Annotated in this window: 15 protein-coding genes; 11 read left to right on the forward strand and 4 right to left on the reverse strand. The window is 73.1% G+C overall.

The features are described 5' to 3' along the window. Positions 1-4 precede the first annotated feature (4 nt). Together dnaJ and ACZ6ZT_RS14180 are read left to right on the forward strand one after the other, a co-directional pair. A complete protein-coding gene (gene dnaJ, locus ACZ6ZT_RS14175) occupies positions 5-1,192 on the forward strand; it encodes a molecular chaperone DnaJ (RefSeq protein WP_469719289.1) in 1,188 nt (395 codons plus the stop codon). A 1-nt stretch (position 1,193) separates the two neighbouring features. Continuing rightward, the gene (locus ACZ6ZT_RS14180; protein ID WP_469719291.1) at positions 1,194-1,658 is read left to right on the forward strand and encodes a heat shock protein transcriptional repressor HspR; all 465 of its coding nucleotides are present in this window, start codon (positions 1,194-1,196) and stop codon (positions 1,656-1,658) included. 95 nt (positions 1,659-1,753) lie between these two features. Here ACZ6ZT_RS14180 and ACZ6ZT_RS14185 read toward each other — a convergent pair whose 3' ends face one another. Further along, complete coding sequence (locus tag ACZ6ZT_RS14185; RefSeq protein ID WP_469719295.1) at positions 1,754-2,785, reverse strand: helix-turn-helix transcriptional regulator; 1,032 nt, start codon at positions 2,783-2,785, stop codon at positions 1,754-1,756. 102 nt (positions 2,786-2,887) lie between these two features. On the opposite strand from ACZ6ZT_RS14185, the gene ACZ6ZT_RS14190 reads away from it, so the two are divergent. Together ACZ6ZT_RS14190 and ACZ6ZT_RS14195 are read left to right on the forward strand one after the other, a co-directional pair. After that, on the forward strand, positions 2,888-3,166 hold the full coding sequence (locus tag ACZ6ZT_RS14190; protein ID WP_469719297.1) for a hypothetical protein: 279 nt from the start codon (positions 2,888-2,890) through the stop codon (positions 3,164-3,166). Beyond that, positions 3,166-3,480 (forward strand): (2Fe-2S)-binding protein, encoded by a 315-nt coding sequence (locus ACZ6ZT_RS14195; RefSeq protein ID WP_362125672.1) that lies wholly within the window; start codon positions 3,166-3,168, stop codon positions 3,478-3,480. The genes ACZ6ZT_RS14190 and ACZ6ZT_RS14195 overlap by 1 nt, the downstream gene beginning before the upstream one ends. Positions 3,481-3,647: 167 nt before the next feature. Here ACZ6ZT_RS14195 and ACZ6ZT_RS14200 read toward each other — a convergent pair whose 3' ends face one another. Continuing rightward, positions 3,648-4,052, reverse strand: coding sequence for a pyridoxamine 5'-phosphate oxidase family protein (locus ACZ6ZT_RS14200; protein WP_469719300.1), 405 nt, complete (start codon positions 4,050-4,052; stop codon positions 3,648-3,650). 150 nt (positions 4,053-4,202) lie between these two features. Here ACZ6ZT_RS14200 and clpB point away from each other — a divergent pair, with 150 nt between their 5' ends. Beyond that, entirely contained in the window at positions 4,203-6,806 is a 2,604-nt protein-coding gene (gene clpB, locus ACZ6ZT_RS14205; RefSeq protein ID WP_469719303.1) for an ATP-dependent chaperone ClpB, read from the forward strand. A gap of 142 nt (positions 6,807-6,948) precedes the next feature. Further along, complete coding sequence (locus ACZ6ZT_RS14210) at positions 6,949-7,494, forward strand: type III secretion system chaperone family protein (protein WP_469719305.1); 546 nt, start codon at positions 6,949-6,951, stop codon at positions 7,492-7,494. A 13-nt stretch (positions 7,495-7,507) separates the two neighbouring features. Here ACZ6ZT_RS14210 and ACZ6ZT_RS14215 read toward each other — a convergent pair whose 3' ends face one another. Further along, entirely contained in the window at positions 7,508-8,635 is a 1,128-nt protein-coding gene (locus tag ACZ6ZT_RS14215) for a hypothetical protein (protein WP_469719308.1), read from the reverse strand. A gap of 95 nt (positions 8,636-8,730) precedes the next feature. Next, positions 8,731-9,933, reverse strand: coding sequence for a pyridoxal phosphate-dependent aminotransferase (locus tag ACZ6ZT_RS14220; protein WP_469719310.1), 1,203 nt, complete (start codon positions 9,931-9,933; stop codon positions 8,731-8,733). Between the two features lie 233 nt (positions 9,934-10,166). Here ACZ6ZT_RS14220 and ACZ6ZT_RS14225 point away from each other — a divergent pair, with 233 nt between their 5' ends. The 5 genes from ACZ6ZT_RS14225 (at position 10,167) to ACZ6ZT_RS14245 (ending at position 14,799) form a co-directional block, all read left to right on the forward strand. Next, positions 10,167-10,436, forward strand: a complete 270-nt coding sequence (locus ACZ6ZT_RS14225; RefSeq protein ID WP_469719312.1) for a hypothetical protein — start codon at positions 10,167-10,169, stop codon at positions 10,434-10,436. 218 nt (positions 10,437-10,654) lie between these two features. After that, entirely contained in the window at positions 10,655-11,173 is a 519-nt protein-coding gene (locus ACZ6ZT_RS14230; protein WP_469719314.1) for a DUF2617 family protein, read from the forward strand. A 162-nt stretch (positions 11,174-11,335) separates the two neighbouring features. Beyond that, a complete protein-coding gene (locus ACZ6ZT_RS14235) occupies positions 11,336-12,976 on the forward strand; it encodes a polyamine aminopropyltransferase (protein ID WP_469719316.1) in 1,641 nt (546 codons plus the stop codon). A gap of 82 nt (positions 12,977-13,058) precedes the next feature. Further along, entirely contained in the window at positions 13,059-13,991 is a 933-nt protein-coding gene (locus ACZ6ZT_RS14240; RefSeq protein WP_469719318.1) for an SRPBCC family protein, read from the forward strand. Positions 13,992-14,010: 19 nt separating this feature from the next. Next, positions 14,011-14,799, forward strand: a complete 789-nt coding sequence (locus ACZ6ZT_RS14245; RefSeq protein ID WP_469719320.1) for an aldose epimerase family protein — start codon at positions 14,011-14,013, stop codon at positions 14,797-14,799. Positions 14,800-14,807: the final 8 nt, after the last annotated feature.

A 14,807-nucleotide genomic window follows, 5' to 3' on the forward strand; every position in this document is an offset into this window, starting at 1 on the left:
GGGGATGAGCACGAAGGACTTCGTCGAGAAGGACTACTACAAGGTCCTCGGTGTCCCGAAGGACGCCACCGAGGCCGAGATCAAGAAGGCGTACCGGAAGCTCGCGCGCGAGTTCCACCCGGACGCCAACAAGGGCGACGCCGCGGCCGAGGAGCGCTTCAAGGAGATCTCCGAGGCGAACGACGTCCTCGGCGACGCCAAGAAGCGCAAGGAGTACGACGAGGCCCGCGCCCTGTTCGGCAACGGCGGCTTCCGCCCCGGTCCGGGCGGGGCCGGCGGCTCCTTCAACTTCGACCTGGGCGACCTCTTCGGGGGCGCCCAGGGCGGGGGCGGCGCGGGAGCCGGCGGCTTCGGCGGCGGCCTCGGCGACGTCTTCGGCGGCCTGTTCAACCGGGGCGCCGGCCCGGGCGCGGGGACCCGTGCCCAGCCGCGCCGCGGCCAGGACGTCGAGTCCGAGGTGACGCTCTCCTTCACGGAGGCGGTGGACGGCGCGACCGTCCCGCTGCGGATGTCCTCGCAGGCCCCCTGCAAGGCCTGTTCCGGCACCGGCGACAAGAACGGCACCCCCCGGGTGTGCCCGACCTGCGTCGGCACCGGCCAGGTGTCCCGCGGCAGCGGCGGCGGCTTCTCGCTGACCGACCCCTGCGCGGACTGCAAGGGCCGCGGCCTGATCGCGGAGACCCCCTGTGACGTCTGCAAGGGCAGCGGGCGGGCCCGCAGCTCGCGGACCATGCAGGTCCGCATCCCGGCGGGCGTCTCCGACGGCCAGCGGATCCGGCTGCGCGGCAAGGGCGCTCCCGGCGAGCGCGGCGGCCCGGCGGGCGACCTCTACGTGGTCGTCCGCGTGGACAGCCACCCGGTGTTCGGCCGCAAGGGCGACAACCTCACGGTGACGGTCCCGGTGACCTTCACGGAGGCCGCGCTGGGCGCCGACATCAAGGTGCCGACCCTGAACGGTCCGGCGGTCACGCTGAAACTCCCCCCGGGCACCCCCGGCGGCCGTACGATGCGGGCCCGCGGCAAGGGCGCCCTCCGCAAGGACGGCACCCGCGGCGACCTGCTCGTCACGGTGGAGGTGGCGGTGCCGACGGACCTGTCCGACAAGGCCCGCGAGGCCCTGGAGACGTATCGCGACGCGGTGGGGTCCGAGGACCCGCGCGCCCTGCTGTTCGAGTCCGCGAAGGGAGCATGACATGGACGGCCGTCGACGACAGACCCGTTTCGGCAGTGGTGCCTACCAGCTGACCGACGAGACCCCGGTCTACGTGATCTCGGTGGCCGCCCAGCTCTCGGGCCTGCATCCGCAGACCCTCCGCCAGTACGACCGGCTCGGCCTGGTCTCCCCGGACCGCACGGCCGGCCGCGGCCGGCGCTACTCCGCCCGGGACATCGAACTGCTCCGCACGGTGCAGGCGCTGTCCCAGGACGAGGGCATCAATCTGGCGGGAATCAAGCGGATCATCGAGCTGGAGAACCAGGTGGCCGCGCTCCAGCAGCGCGTCGCCGAGCTGTCCAGCGCGGTGGACGGGGCGGCCGCCGCCCTCAAGGCCCGCGAGGCCCAGGTGCACGCCTCCTACCGGCGCGACCTGGTCCCGTACCAGCCGCCGCAGCCGGGCAACGCGCTGGTCGTCTGGCGCCCCAAGCGCCCGCTGGACTGACGCGCGCCCCCTCCCGTACGTACGAAGGCCCCGCCCGGAATCCCGGGCGGGGCCTTCGTACGTACGGGGGGTGTCCGAGGCCCTGTGCGGCCCTCTCAGGCCTCCGGAAGGTCCGGGGGGCCCTCGGTGTGCAGGATGCCGGACTGGGCGATGAGATAGCCCAGCTGGGCCCTGCTGCCGCTGCCCAGGGCGGTGGCCAGCCGGGCGATGTGGGCGCGGCAGGTCCGTACGTTCATCCCCAGCCGGCGCGCGATGGCCTCGTCCACGTGCCCCTCGATCAGCAGCTGGGCGATGGAGCGCTGGACGCCGGAGATCCCGTCGGGCATGTGCGTGTACGTGACCTCGTCGCTGAGCGGCACGGCCCGCCGCCACAGCTGCTCGAACACCTTGATCAGGTAGTCGACCAGCCCGGGATGGCGCAGCTCCAGCGCCACCCGCCGGTCGTCGCTGACCGGGATGAAGGCCACCGTGCGGTCGAAGACGATGAGCCGCTCGATCAGCTCCTCCAGGGTGCGGATCTCCACCTTGCCCGCGGAGATCCGGTCCACGTAGGCGAGCGTGCCCTGGCTGTGCCGGGCGGTGTGCTGGTAGAGCGTGCGGATGCTGACCCCGCGGTCGATCAGCGGGGCGTCGCGCTCCAGGGCCTCGCTGAGGGCGTAGGAGGGGCGGGCGCCGCCCGGCTGGACCGTCAGCATCTCCGTGTGGCACTCGGCCGTCGCCAGGTCCAGGGCCGCGTTGATCTGGTCGAACCCCTCCAGCACGGTGATGGCGTGGGTGTTGGCGGGGTTCTGCGCGCTGATGGTCAGGAACGGCTCGAATGCGTCGGTAAGGTCGATCGCACTGCGCCGCCGGTCCTGGATCTCGCGCTCCAGCGGGTGGAGGCGCTGCGCCAGTGCGACGGCGGGCGGAACCGCGCGGAGCTGGTTCGCGTCATCCGGGTCGGGACGCAGCAGAGCGAATTCCAGCAGGCAGGGAACGTTTTCCACCTCGCTGCGCGGTACCCGTCCGGTGCTCAGCGCCGCCGCGTAGAGCCGGGCCCCCTCGTCGCACATCGCCGTCACGGGGTGGGGATGTGTCGGGTTTGTGTCGCTTATGGGCAAATCTCCACCCCCCAGGGTCCTGAACATGCAAGAACATGATGCATCGTCCCTGTGGCCGTAACGTGCCTGAATGAGCCATGGTCTGACATGCGGGGGAGAGGATTCCATCAAGTGAGGACGAAGCCGACCATGTACAAGAGAATGCTTCGCTCGGCGCTTGCCGTTGTTTTCTCCGCTGTTGCGGTCTTTGGGGCAGTCGGCGCTGTCAACGGCGACGCGGGGGGTGCTCTGGCCGACAGCGGTTGGAACGTCGCGCCGACGGACAGCGGTACGAACGCCAGGCCGGCCGGCAAGGCGGACAGCGGCTGGAACACCGTGGCGGACGGTGAGCTCGACAGCGGTTGGAACGTCGTGCCGACCGTCCAGTCCGACAGCGGCTGGAACACCGCGCCCGTGACGGCCGCCTGATGACCCCCGACGACCGCGACTTCCGACGTGAGATGGCTTCCGCCTACCGGTCCGGCTGGCAGTTCATCGACCTTGCGACCGCCATCCCCTACACGGGCGACTCGCTGATGGTCACCCTGTTCGGCCAGCCGATCGTCGTCGTGCGCGAGGAGGACGAAGACGTCCGCGCCTACCGCTGTCTGCGCCGCCCCCGGGGCGCACCGCAGCCCGTCCGCTGCGAGGTCCGCTACGGCATGGTCTTCGTCAACCTCGATCAGCGCGACCACCAGCTCTTCGAACCCGATATCACCGCCGCCACCCCCCGCAGTGCCTGAGGCGATTCCCCCGTCGTTGCAGATCGCCCCAGGTGCTTCCCCCACACAACGGCGCCATCGTGGACCTGACCACGATGGCGCCGTTGTGATGTCCGCGTCCAGTGGTTGAACCGGACAATCACCGCCGCGGGCGGCTCCACCCGCGGGCCGGCCGTCGTCCGGCGCCGTCAGGCCCGGCCCATCGCCCGGTCCAGGGTGATCTCCAGGACCACCCGGTCGGGATTGGGCGAGGGCGTGCGTCCGTAGCGCTCCGCGTAGCGCGCCACCGCGTCGGCGACCGACGCCTCGTCCGTACGCACCACCGCGCGCCCCTCCAGCGTCGCCCAGCGCCGACCCTGCATCTGGCAGACCGCCACCCGCGCCGTGCCGTCCGGCGCCGCCAGGACGTTGCGCACCTTCTTGCTGTGCTTGTTGCTGATCACCCGCGCCAGCCCCGCCTGCGGGTCGTAGGTCACGCCCACCGGTACCACGTGCGGCGTGCCGTCCGGCCGCGGGGTGGTCAGGGTGCAGACGTGCCGTTCCCGCCAGAAGGCGAGGTACTCGGGCGTCGGGTGGAGTACGTCATGGGACATGCGGCGAAGCGTACGCGGAGGGCCCTGGAACGGCCTTGAGTGGAATAGACTCAACTTTGCGTACGCTGAAACTGTCAGACTTAGCCGGTAGCGCCGCGAAACCCCGCGCACACCGTGACACCGTGCCCCCGCCGGAGAGGAGACCCGAGAGTGGACGCCGAGCTGACCAACAAGAGCCGCGACGCCCTGAACGCGGCCACCAGCAGGGCCGTCAAGGACGGCCACGCCGACCTGACCCCCGCCCACCTGCTGCTGGCGCTGCTCGCCGGCGAGGACAACGAGAACGTCACCGACCTGCTCGCCGCGGCCGACGCCGACCAGGCCGCCGTCCGGGCCGGAGCGGAGAAGCTGCTCGCCGCGCTGCCCAGCGTCACCGGCTCCACGGTCGCGCCCCCGCAGCCCACCCGGGAGCTGCTCGCCGTACTGGCCGAGGCCGACGCCGAGGCCGGCAAGCTCGGCGACGACTACCTCTCCACCGAACACCTCCTCATCGCCACCGCCGCCAAGGGCGGAGCCGCCGGTGAGGTCCTTTCCGCCCAGGGCGCGACCGCGAAGAAGCTGCTGGCCGCCTTCGAGAACGCACGAGGAGGACGGCGGGTGACCACCCCCGATCCCGAGGGCCAGTACAAGGCCCTGGAGAAGTTCGGCACGGACTTCACGGCAGCCGCCCGCGAGGGCAAGCTCGACCCCGTCATCGGCCGCGACCACGAGATCCGGCGCGTTGTCCAGGTACTTTCACGCCGTACGAAGAACAACCCGGTGCTCATCGGCGAGCCCGGCGTCGGCAAGACCGCCGTCGTCGAGGGCCTGGCCCAGCGCATCGTCAAGGGCGACGTCCCCGAGTCGCTGAAGAACAAGCGGCTCGTCTCGCTCGACCTCGGCGCGATGGTCGCCGGCGCGAAGTACCGCGGCGAGTTCGAGGAGCGCCTCAAGACCGTCCTGGCGGAGATCAAGGCCAGCGAGGGCCAGATCATCACCTTCATCGACGAGCTGCACACCGTCGTCGGCGCGGGCGCCGGCGGGGACTCCGCCATGGACGCGGGCAACATGCTCAAGCCCATGCTGGCCCGCGGCGAACTGCGGATGGTCGGCGCGACCACCCTCGACGAGTACCGCGAGCGCATCGAGAAGGACCCGGCGCTGGAGCGCCGCTTCCAGCAGGTGCTGGTCGCCGAGCCGTCCGTCGAGGACACCATCGCGATCCTGCGCGGGCTCAAGGGCCGTTACGAGGCCCACCACAAGGTCGTCATCAACGACAGCGCGCTCGTCGCCGCCGCCACCCTCTCCGACCGGTACATCACCTCCCGCTTCCTGCCCGACAAGGCCATCGACCTCGTCGACGAGGCCGCCTCCCGCCTCCGCATGGAGATCGACTCCTCGCCGGTCGAGATCGACGAGCTCCAGCGCTCCGTCGACCGCCTGCGGATGGAGGAGCTGGCCCTCAAGAACGAATCGGACGCCGCCTCCCGCGAGCGCCTCGACAAGCTCCGCAAGGACCTCGCGGACCGGGAGGAGGAGCTGCGCGGCCTCACCGCCCGCTGGGAGAAGGAGAAGCAGTCCCTCAACCGCGTCGGCGAGCTCAAGGAGCGCCTGGACGACCTGCGCGGCCAGGCCGAGCGCGCCCAGCGCGACGGGGACTTCGACTCCGCCTCCAAGCTGCTGTACGGGGAGATCCCGGCCCTGGAGCGCGAGCTGGCCGAGGCCACCGAGGAGGAGGAGGCCTCCAAGGCGGGCGGAGCCGCCGCCAAGGACAGCATGGTCAAGGACGAGGTCGGCCCGGACGACATCGCCGACGTGGTCGGCGCCTGGACCGGCATCCCGGCGGGCCGGCTGCTGGAGGGCGAGACGCAGAAGCTGCTGCGCATGGAGGAGGAGCTGGGCCGGCGCCTGATCGGCCAGGGCGAGGCCGTACGCGCCGTCTCCGACGCCGTGCGCCGCACCCGCGCCGGCATCGCCGACCCGGACCGGCCGACCGGCTCGTTCCTCTTCCTCGGACCGACCGGCGTCGGCAAGACCGAGCTGGCGAAGGCCCTCGCGGACTTCCTCTTCGACGACGAGCGGGCCATGGTCCGCATCGACATGTCGGAGTACTCCGAGAAGCACAGCGTGGCCCGCCTCGTCGGCGCCCCGCCCGGGTACGTCGGCTACGAGGAGGGCGGCCAGCTCACCGAGGCCGTCCGGCGCCGCCCGTACTCCGTCGTGCTGCTGGACGAGGTCGAAAAGGCCCACCCCGAGGTCTTCGACATCCTGCTCCAGGTCCTCGACGACGGCCGCCTCACGGACGGCCAGGGCCGCACCGTGGACTTCCGCAACACCATCCTGATCCTGACCTCGAACCTGGGCAGCCAGTACCTGGTGGACCCGGCGGTCTCCGCCGAGGACAAGAAGGCCCGCGTCCTGGAGGTGGTCCGGGCGAGCTTCAAGCCGGAGTTCCTCAACCGCCTCGACGACCTGGTCGTCTTCTCCGCCCTCACCCGCGACGAGCTGGCGCACATCGCGGAGCTCCAGATCGGCCGCCTCGCCAAGCGCCTGGCCGACCGCCGCCTGACCCTGGACGTCACGCCCGCGGCCCTGGCCTGGCTGGCCGACGAGGGCAACGACCCGGCGTACGGAGCCCGCCCGCTGCGCCGCCTGATCCAGACGGCGATCGGCGACCGCCTGGCCCGGGAGATCCTCTCCGGCGAGGTCAAGGACGGCGACACCGTCCGCGTCGACGTGGCCGGCGACGGCCTGCTGGTCGGCAAGGCGCTGTAGCCCGTCCGGGCAGCCGCCCCCGCCCCGCCGCCGCCCCGCCCCCGCCCCCGTGTCCGCCCGGAGCGGATCGGGGGTGCGGGGCTGGACACGGGGTGGGAGCGATGGGGGAGGATGGCTGTATCCGCACGAAGGGAAGTACACGGTGAGCATCGACCCGGCCTCGATTCCGAACTTCGGGGGTAAGCCCGAACCGCAGGCCACAGGACCGGCGGGCCCCGTCGTCCCCGACCAGGATCTGGTCAAGCAGCTCCTGGAGCAGATGGAGCTCAAGTACGTCGTCGACGACGAGGGTGACCTCGCGGCGCCGTGGGAGGACTTCCGGACGTACTTCATGTTCCGCGGCGAAGACGAGCAGCAGGTCTTCTCCGTGCGGACCTTCTACGACCGCCCCCACGCGATCGACGACAAGCCGCAGCTGCTGGAGTCGATCGACGACTGGAACCGCCGCACCCTGTGGCCCAAGGTCTACAGCCACACGCACGACGACGGCTCGGTCCGTCTGATCGGCGAGGCGCAGATGCTGATCGGCACCGGCGTCAGCCTGGAGCACTTCGTGTCCTCCACGGTCAGCTGGGTCCGCGCCTCCATCGAGTTCGACAAGTGGCTCGTCGAGCAGCTCGGCCTGGAGAAGGACGTCGACTCCGCGACGGGCGACGACGACAAGACCGAGGGCGACGGCGCCGAATAGCCGCCCCCGGCCCTCACAGGGGTACCCGCGCCACCAGGAGCAGGTACACCCCGTAGCCGTACGAGAGCCCGGCCAGGCACCCGGTCACCACGACCGCCGTGCGCGGCCGGGCTCTCGCCATGACGGCCGCCAGCGGCAGCAGCAGCGGGAACGCGGGCAGCAGGAAGCGCGGCTTCGACTCGAAGAACCCCGCCCCGCCGAAGGTGATCAGCAGCAGGGTCCCGGTGTACGCGAGCAGCGGCAGCGGGACGCGTTCCAGTACGAGGGCCGCCGCGAGCAGCCCCGACGCGGCCAGCACGGCCACCGTCACGGTCGTCGCGAGCGGCACGTGCCCGCCGGTCAGCACGCTCTCGACGGAGCGCAGCGTCCCGGCGCCGAAGTCGAAGCACGAGCCCCACTGCCGCTGGACGGCGAAGTAGCCGAGCGGATCGCCCCGCCGCGCCCCCACGGCCAGGACGTACGCCGCCCAGCCCGCCGGCGCCAGCAGCGCGGCCGCCCACACGGCGGGGGCCCGGTTGCCCCGCAGCGCCAGTTCCCGTACCGCCAGCGCCGTCACGGCGGCGGCCACGGCGATCCCGGTGGGCCGGGTCAGCCCGGCGAGCACCGCCAGGGCGGCGGCCCAGGCCCAGCGCTCCCGCAGCAGGGCGTACAGGGCCCAGGCGGCCAGGGCGGCGAGCAGGGCCTCCGTATAGGCCAGGGTCAGCACCACGGCGTGCGGGAGCGCCGCCCACAGCCCGACGAGCAGCACGGCGGCCCGTACCCCGAGGAGCCGCTCCCCGACCCGGTGGACGCCGACGGCGGCCACCGCGGCGGCCGCCCAGGCCACCGCCAGCGCGGCGGGCGGGGTGCCGCCGGCGAGGCGGACGAGGGCGGGGTAGAGCGGGAAGAAGGCGTAGTCGCTCTGGATGGAGCCGGTGGCCCACATCTGGGTCCGGCCGTAGCCGTGGGCGGCGATGCCGAGGTACCAGACGGAGTCCCAGGAGGCCCCGAGCACCCGCGCCGGACTCCGCCCGGCCCACCAGGCCCCGACGGCCACCACCAGCACCCCGGCCCCGCGCACGGCCGCGAAGACGCCGAGCGCGACGAGGGCCGCCGGCGGCGCGCCCTCCCGTACCCGCGGGCGCAGGGACACCGTCGTCATGTTCTGCCCGGCTTTCCCGTGCCGCGCCGGAACGCTCGTCGGACGATGCGCACGGCGGTCACTTTCGAGGTCGTCGTCCCCCTCCGGGCGCCACCCTACGAGGCCGGACCCCCCAGCCGCCCGAGGCGGGCCACGGCCTCTTCGAGGATTTCCGTCCGCTTGCAGAACGCCCAGCGGACCTGGGTGGCGCCGGCGGACTTGTCGTCGTAGAAGACCTGGTTGGGGATGGCGACGAGGCCGCAGCGTTCGGGGAGGGCGCGGCAGAAGGACAGGCCGTCGGTTTCGCCGAGCGGGGAGACGTCGGTGGTGATGAAGTACGTGCCCTGCGGGCGGTAGACCTCCAGGCCGGCGGCGGTGAGGCCGTCGGCGAGGAGGTCGCGCTTGGCGGCCAGGGTGGCGCGGAAGTCCTCGTAGTAGGCGTCGGGGAGGGCGAGGGCCTCGGCGACCGCGTACTGGAAGGGGCCCGACGAGACGTACGTGAGGAACTGCTTCGCGGAGCGGACCGCCGAGACCAGCGCGGGCGGGGCGGTGATCCAGCCGACCTTCCAGCCGGTGAAGGAGAAGGTCTTGCCCGCCGAGGAGATGGTGACGGTGCGCTCGCGCATGCCGGGCAGCGAGGCCAGCGGGGTGTGGCGGCCCGCGAAGACGAGGTGTTCGTAGACCTCGTCGGTGACGACGAGGAGGTCCCGCTCGACGGCGAGCTCGGCGATGGCGGCCAGTTCGGCGGGGGTGAGGACGGTGCCGGTCGGGTTGTGCGGGGTGTTGAGCAGGAGCAGCCGGGTGCGCGGGGTGACCGCGTCGCGCAGGGCGTCCAGGTCGGGGCGGAAGTCCGGGGCGCGCAGGGTGAGCGGGACGCGGACGGCGCCGGCCATGGCGATGCAGGCGGCGTAGGAGTCGTAGAACGGTTCGAAGGCGATGACCTCGTCGCCGGGCTCCAGGAGGGCGAGGAGGGAGGCGGCGATGGCCTCGGTGGCGCCCGCGGTGACGAGCACCTCCGTGTCCGGGTCGTACGCCAGCCCGTAGAAGCGGTGCTGGTGGGCGGCGACGGCCTCGCGCAGCTCGGGGACGCCGGGGCCGGGCGGGTACTGGTTGCCGCGGCCGTCGCGCAGGGCCCGGACCGCTGCCTCCCGGACGGCTTCGGGGCCGTCGGTGTCGGGGAACCCCTGGCCCAGGTTGATGGAGCCGGTGCGGGCGGCCAGCGCCGACATCTCCGCGAAGATCGTGGTGCCGAAGGCGGCCAGGCGGCGGTTGAGGAAGGGGCGGCTGCTGCTGTTCGCGGGTGCGCTCATGGGCGCCATCCTGGGGGGAACCTCTGGAGTTGCTCAAGTGTGCTTTGGCGGCGTTGGCCTGCGGGCATCTCCCCGGCACGCCGGGACACGGGGGTTCCGGCACCCGGGGGACCGGTGTGTCAGAAGGGGGGCGATCACATGCTCCTGGTGTTCGTGATGCTGGGGATCGTCGCGGTGGGGATCATCTGGATCGTCAAGAAGGTCGTCGGTGGTGGGGGCGGTACGGGCAGCGGCGGCAGCTGGTGGGCCGGCGGGAGCGGGAGCTCCTCGTCCTCCTCTTCCTCCTGTGGGTCCTCTTCCTCCTGCGGGTCCTCCTCGTCCTGCGGGTCCTCGTCCTCGTGCGGTTCGTCGTCCTCCTGCGGGTCCTCCTGCGGTGGCGGCGGCTGCGGGTCCAGCTGACACTGGGAAGGACCTGCGGGACCTGCGTGAACGGGCGCTCCGGCGGGGACAACTACCCCGGGGCGTCCTGTTGTTCGGGCCCGCGCTACGGCGTACGGGCGGCATGTCGTTGAACACGTGAACTGGGTAGCCCCCGGGGGGATGTAAACCCCGTCAAGTTGGGTAAAAACGCTGTGAGTGCCGTGCCTTTCATGATTCCCTCGGTTGAGTAGACCAGTCCTCGGACCTACCTCCCTGGACTTCCTGCGGACCCGTGCCGGTGACCCCCCACCCGTTGACTACCGCTGGCGGGCTCCGGCCCATCTCCCTCGCGCGTTTGCGGAGCCGACTCATGCTCACGACCCTCCAGACCACCTATACCGACACGCGTGCCGCCGACCTGGCCTGGGCCCTGGGACGGGAGCGGCTGCCCGCCCTGGCCGTACTGAACCTCCAGCTCGCGCACGCGAAGGTGGAGTTGCGCCTGCTCGGCGCCTCCCACCAGGTGCTCCTGGAGGAGGGCGAGGTGCTCTGTTCCGAGACGGTCGCCTGTATGCCCGGCAGCAGTACACCGCTGCCGCTCGGCGTGGCCAAGCGGGTGGGCGACTGGGAGTACGAGTTCGCCGCGCGGGTCGAGACCCTCACCCGCGGCTCCTTCGCCGGGCGGGCTCAGGAACTGCTCGCCCTGGTCGCCGACCACCCGAACGGACTAGCGGGCACGTTCCCGGGCGATGAACACGCCTTCACCGCCCTGCTGGCGCAGCGCCGGGACGGGCAGGTGCGCTGGCGGACCTGGCACGCGTACCCGCAGGAGGGCCAGCTGGTGGCCACCCGCACCCGGGTCGGCGTGCGGATGGGGGCCGTCGTCTAGGCATCGGGGACGGCCCTCCGGGAGCGCGGGCGGGCCGGGTTCCGAGGGGCCGGGAGGGTCGCGGGGGTCGCGCGCCGATTACGCCAACTGGCCGATTAGGTGCGCCACTTGCACCCATGTGGGTGACAGGGTGTCGATGGACGGTAACGTACGGTTCGCTGCATGATCGACCGTTCCGCCCCCCGCGGGGTGCTCCCGACGCCGGAGCCGCGGGGCGTGCAGACCGTCCCGGCCGCCCTGCCCGTACACCCCAGGACCGGCCGACTCCTCGTCCTGGCCACGGTGTTCGTGTGTGCCGCCTGCGGACTGGTGTACGAGCTGGAGCTCCTCGCCCTCGGCTCGTACCTCATCGGCGACTCCGTCACCCAGGCGTCCGTCGTGCTGTCCGTCATGGTCTTCGCCATGGGCGTCGGCTCCCTGCTCGCCAAACGCCTGCGCGCCCGGCCCGCCTTCGGCTTCGGCGCCATCGAGGCCGCGCTCGCCCTGCTCGGCGGGTTCTCCGCGATGGCGCTGTACGCGAGCTTCGCCTGGCTCGGGGAGTCCCGCCCCGCCCTCGTCGGCTTCTCCTTCGCCATCGGCGTGCTCATCGGCGCGGAGATCCCCCTGCTGATGGTCCTCATCCAGCGCATCCGCAGACAGGACGCCGGCGGGGCGGTCGCCGACCTCTTCGCCGCCGACTACGTGGGCGCCCTCGTGGGCGGCCTGGCCTTCCCCTTCCTGCTGCTCCCGATGGTCGGGCAGCTCACCGGGGCGATGCTCACCGGCACGGTCAACGCGGTCGTCGGGGGCGGCCTCGTCCTGTGGCTGTTCCGCCGCGACCTCAGCCGCCGCGGCCGCTGGCTGCTGATCGCCGCCAACGCCGCCGTCCTCGCCGTCCTCGCCTGCGCGACCCTGCTCGCCGACGACTTCGAACGGATCGCGCGCACCGCCGTCTACGGCGGGGAGGTGCGGGTCGCCGTCCAGACCGGCGTCCAGGAACTGGTGCTCACCGGCCCGGCCACCGGATCCCCCCGCTCCCTCGACCTCTACCTCGACGGACGGCTGCGCGTCTCCGGCTACGACGAGTACCGCTACCACGAGGCGCTCGTCCACCCCGCGATGACCGGCCCGCACGCCCGCGTCCTGGTCCTCGGCGGGGGAGACGGGCTCGCCGCCCGCGAGGTGCTGCGCTACCGGGACGTCGCCTCCGTCACCGTCGTCGAGCTCGACCCCGGCGTCGTCCGGCTCGCCCGCACCGACCCGATGCTCTCCGCGCTCAACGGCCGGGCCTACGAGGACCCCCGCCTCGGCGTCGTCACCGAGGACGCCTTCCGCTGGCTGCGCGGCCCCGCCGCCCGCGCCCGTTTCGACGTCATCGTCTCCGACCTGCCCGATCCCGGCATCACCCCGAGCACGAAGCTCTACTCCCAGGAGTTCTACGGGCTGGCCGCGCGGGCCCTGGGGCCGGGCGGGCGGCTCGCCGTACACGCCGGGCCGCTGACCTCCCGGCCGCGTACGTACTGGACCGTCGACGCCACCCTCCGGGCCGCCGGGCTGCTCACCACCCCGTACAGCGCGGGCGGCCGGCTCGCCGGCTTCACCGCCGGGCCCGACCGCACGGCGGGGGCCGCCGGCTCGCCGCCGCAGGACTGGGGCTTCGTCCTCGCCGCCCGGGGGCGGGCCCCCGCGCTGCGCGTGGACCGCGACACGCCCGCCCTGCGCGCGGTGTCCACCCGGGACCTCCAGGACGCCGCCCGGGACGCCGCCCGCACCCGCCTGCGCGGGTTCCCGCCCTCCACGCTCCCGCACCCGCGCTACTCCTGATCGCGGGCGCGCGGGCGGCGCGCACGCCCCCGCGCTGTCGTGTCCGTGTGCACGGCGGGGTCTCGTCGGTAGGCTCGACCACATGGAGCATCAGGTGTTCGTTCCGGTACCGGCAGACGATCTCCGCGCAGTGCTGCGCGACCCCGCCCGGGTGGCCCGCTGCGTCCCCGGGCTCCAGCAGGACGCCGACACGCAGGCCGGGCCGCTGGCCGGTCGGCTCAAGGTACGGGTCGGCGGGCACACGGTCACCTACCGCGGGGCCCTGACCCTCACCGAACCGGAACCGGACCGCTTCACGGCGGCCGGCGAGGGCACCGAGGTGCGCGGCAGCGGCGCCGTCGTCCTCTCCCTCGGGCTGCGGCTGATCCCGCACGAGGGCGGGACCCGGATGGAGTTCGACGCCACGGCCGAGGCCGGGGGGCGGACCGCCGGCTTCGACCCCGAGGCCACGGCGTCCGCCGCCCGGCGCCTGCTCGACCGGCTCGCCGCCAACCTGGCCGGAGCCTCGGCGCCCGAGCGCGAGCAGCCGCACGATGTGGTGGCCGAGCCGGAGGAGCGCGAGCAGCCGCACGACCCGGTGGCCGAGGCGGAGGAGGCCGAGGAGGCCCGGGGGGCGACGGAGCCGGGGGCGGACGGGGAGTCCGGGACGGACGTCACCGAGGTCAGCGCCTCCGTGTTCGACACCGACGTGCCGCCGCCCGCCCTCGACCCCGCCCTCGACCCCTTCCTGGACGCGGACTTCGGCGCGGACGGCCTCCCGGCCGTGCCCGGCATCCCCGAGGGCGGCCCCGACGGCCCGCCCAGCCCGCCGGCCGAGGCCGCGCACGCCCGCCGCACGATGATCGGCCGCAGCGCCGAGGAGGTCGACCACCTGCCGCCGCGCGGCCGCTACGCCCCCGTCCCCGCGCCCTCCGGCGGCGGAGCGGGAGCCGGCATGCGCTGGGTCGCCCCGGCCGCGGCCCTCGCCCTGGCCTCGGCGGTCGTCGTCGGAAGGGCGTTGCGCCGCCGCCGCTGACGGGCCGTAGGGTCGCCGTATGAGTACGCGACTGAGCGCCGGCGGCGCCGACATCACCATCGACCGGGAGAACGGCTGCCGGATCAGCAGTCTGCGCGTCGACGGCACCGAGCTGCTGCGCCAGGGCGCGCACTACGGGTCCTTCCCGATGGTCCCCTGGTGCGGCCGGACGGCGAACGGGCGGTTCCGCGACGGCGCGACCGTCCACCAGCTGCCCCTGAACCACCCGCCGCACGCCATCCACGGCTTCGGCCGGGACGCGGTCTGGCGCTCCGCCGGGGCGAGCGACACCCGCGCCGCCTTCGTCTACGACCTCACCGACCCGTGGCCGTACGCCGGCCGGGTCACGCAGGTCTTCGAGCTCGGCGAGGACGCGCTGACGCTGACCATGGGCGTGGAGACGTACGAGGACTCCTTCCCGGCGCAGGCGGGCTGGCACCCCTGGTTCCACCGCGCGCTGACCCCCGGCGGGCCCGAGGCGCGGATCGCCTTCGACGCCGGGTGGCAGGAGGAGCGCGGCGCGGACCACCTGCCGACCGGCCGCAGGACCGACCCGGAGCCGGGTCCCTGGGACGACTGCTTCGGGATGCCCGGGGGCGTCGACGTCACCCTCACCTGGCCCGGGCAGCTGGAGCTGAAGGTCACCAGCCGGGCCGAATGGGTGGTGGTCTACGACGAGGAGTCCGAGGCCGTCTGCGTCGAGCCCCAGTCCGGCCCGCCGAACGGTCTGAACACCCTCCCGCAGCTGGTCACGCCCGTGGACCCGCTGGAGATCTCCAGCACCTGGACCTGGCGGCGGCTGGGCTGAGGCGCCTG

It is taken from the genome of Streptomyces sp. NPDC102258 (assembly GCF_055584685.1).

Coding starts and splice junctions, on each gene's coding strand:
- dnaJ (WP_469719289.1), top strand. CDS start 5: ATGAGCACGAAGGACTTCGTCGAGAAGGACTACTACAAGGTCCTCGGT.
- ACZ6ZT_RS14180 (WP_469719291.1), top strand. CDS start 1,194: ATGGACGGCCGTCGACGACAGACCCGTTTCGGCAGTGGTGCCTACCAG.
- ACZ6ZT_RS14185 (WP_469719295.1), bottom strand. CDS start 2,785: ATGTTCAGGACCCTGGGGGGTGGAGATTTGCCCATAAGCGACACAAAC.
- ACZ6ZT_RS14190 (WP_469719297.1), top strand. CDS start 2,888: ATGTACAAGAGAATGCTTCGCTCGGCGCTTGCCGTTGTTTTCTCCGCT.
- ACZ6ZT_RS14195 (WP_362125672.1), top strand. CDS start 3,166: ATGACCCCCGACGACCGCGACTTCCGACGTGAGATGGCTTCCGCCTAC.
- ACZ6ZT_RS14200 (WP_469719300.1), bottom strand. CDS start 4,052: ATGTCCCATGACGTACTCCACCCGACGCCCGAGTACCTCGCCTTCTGG.
- ACZ6ZT_RS14215 (WP_469719308.1), bottom strand. CDS start 8,635: ATGACGACGGTGTCCCTGCGCCCGCGGGTACGGGAGGGCGCGCCGCCG.
- ACZ6ZT_RS14220 (WP_469719310.1), bottom strand. CDS start 9,933: ATGGCGCCCATGAGCGCACCCGCGAACAGCAGCAGCCGCCCCTTCCTC.
- ACZ6ZT_RS14230 (WP_469719314.1), top strand. CDS start 10,655: ATGCTCACGACCCTCCAGACCACCTATACCGACACGCGTGCCGCCGAC.
- ACZ6ZT_RS14235 (WP_469719316.1), top strand. CDS start 11,336: ATGATCGACCGTTCCGCCCCCCGCGGGGTGCTCCCGACGCCGGAGCCG.
- ACZ6ZT_RS14240 (WP_469719318.1), top strand. CDS start 13,059: ATGGAGCATCAGGTGTTCGTTCCGGTACCGGCAGACGATCTCCGCGCA.
- ACZ6ZT_RS14245 (WP_469719320.1), top strand. CDS start 14,011: ATGAGTACGCGACTGAGCGCCGGCGGCGCCGACATCACCATCGACCGG.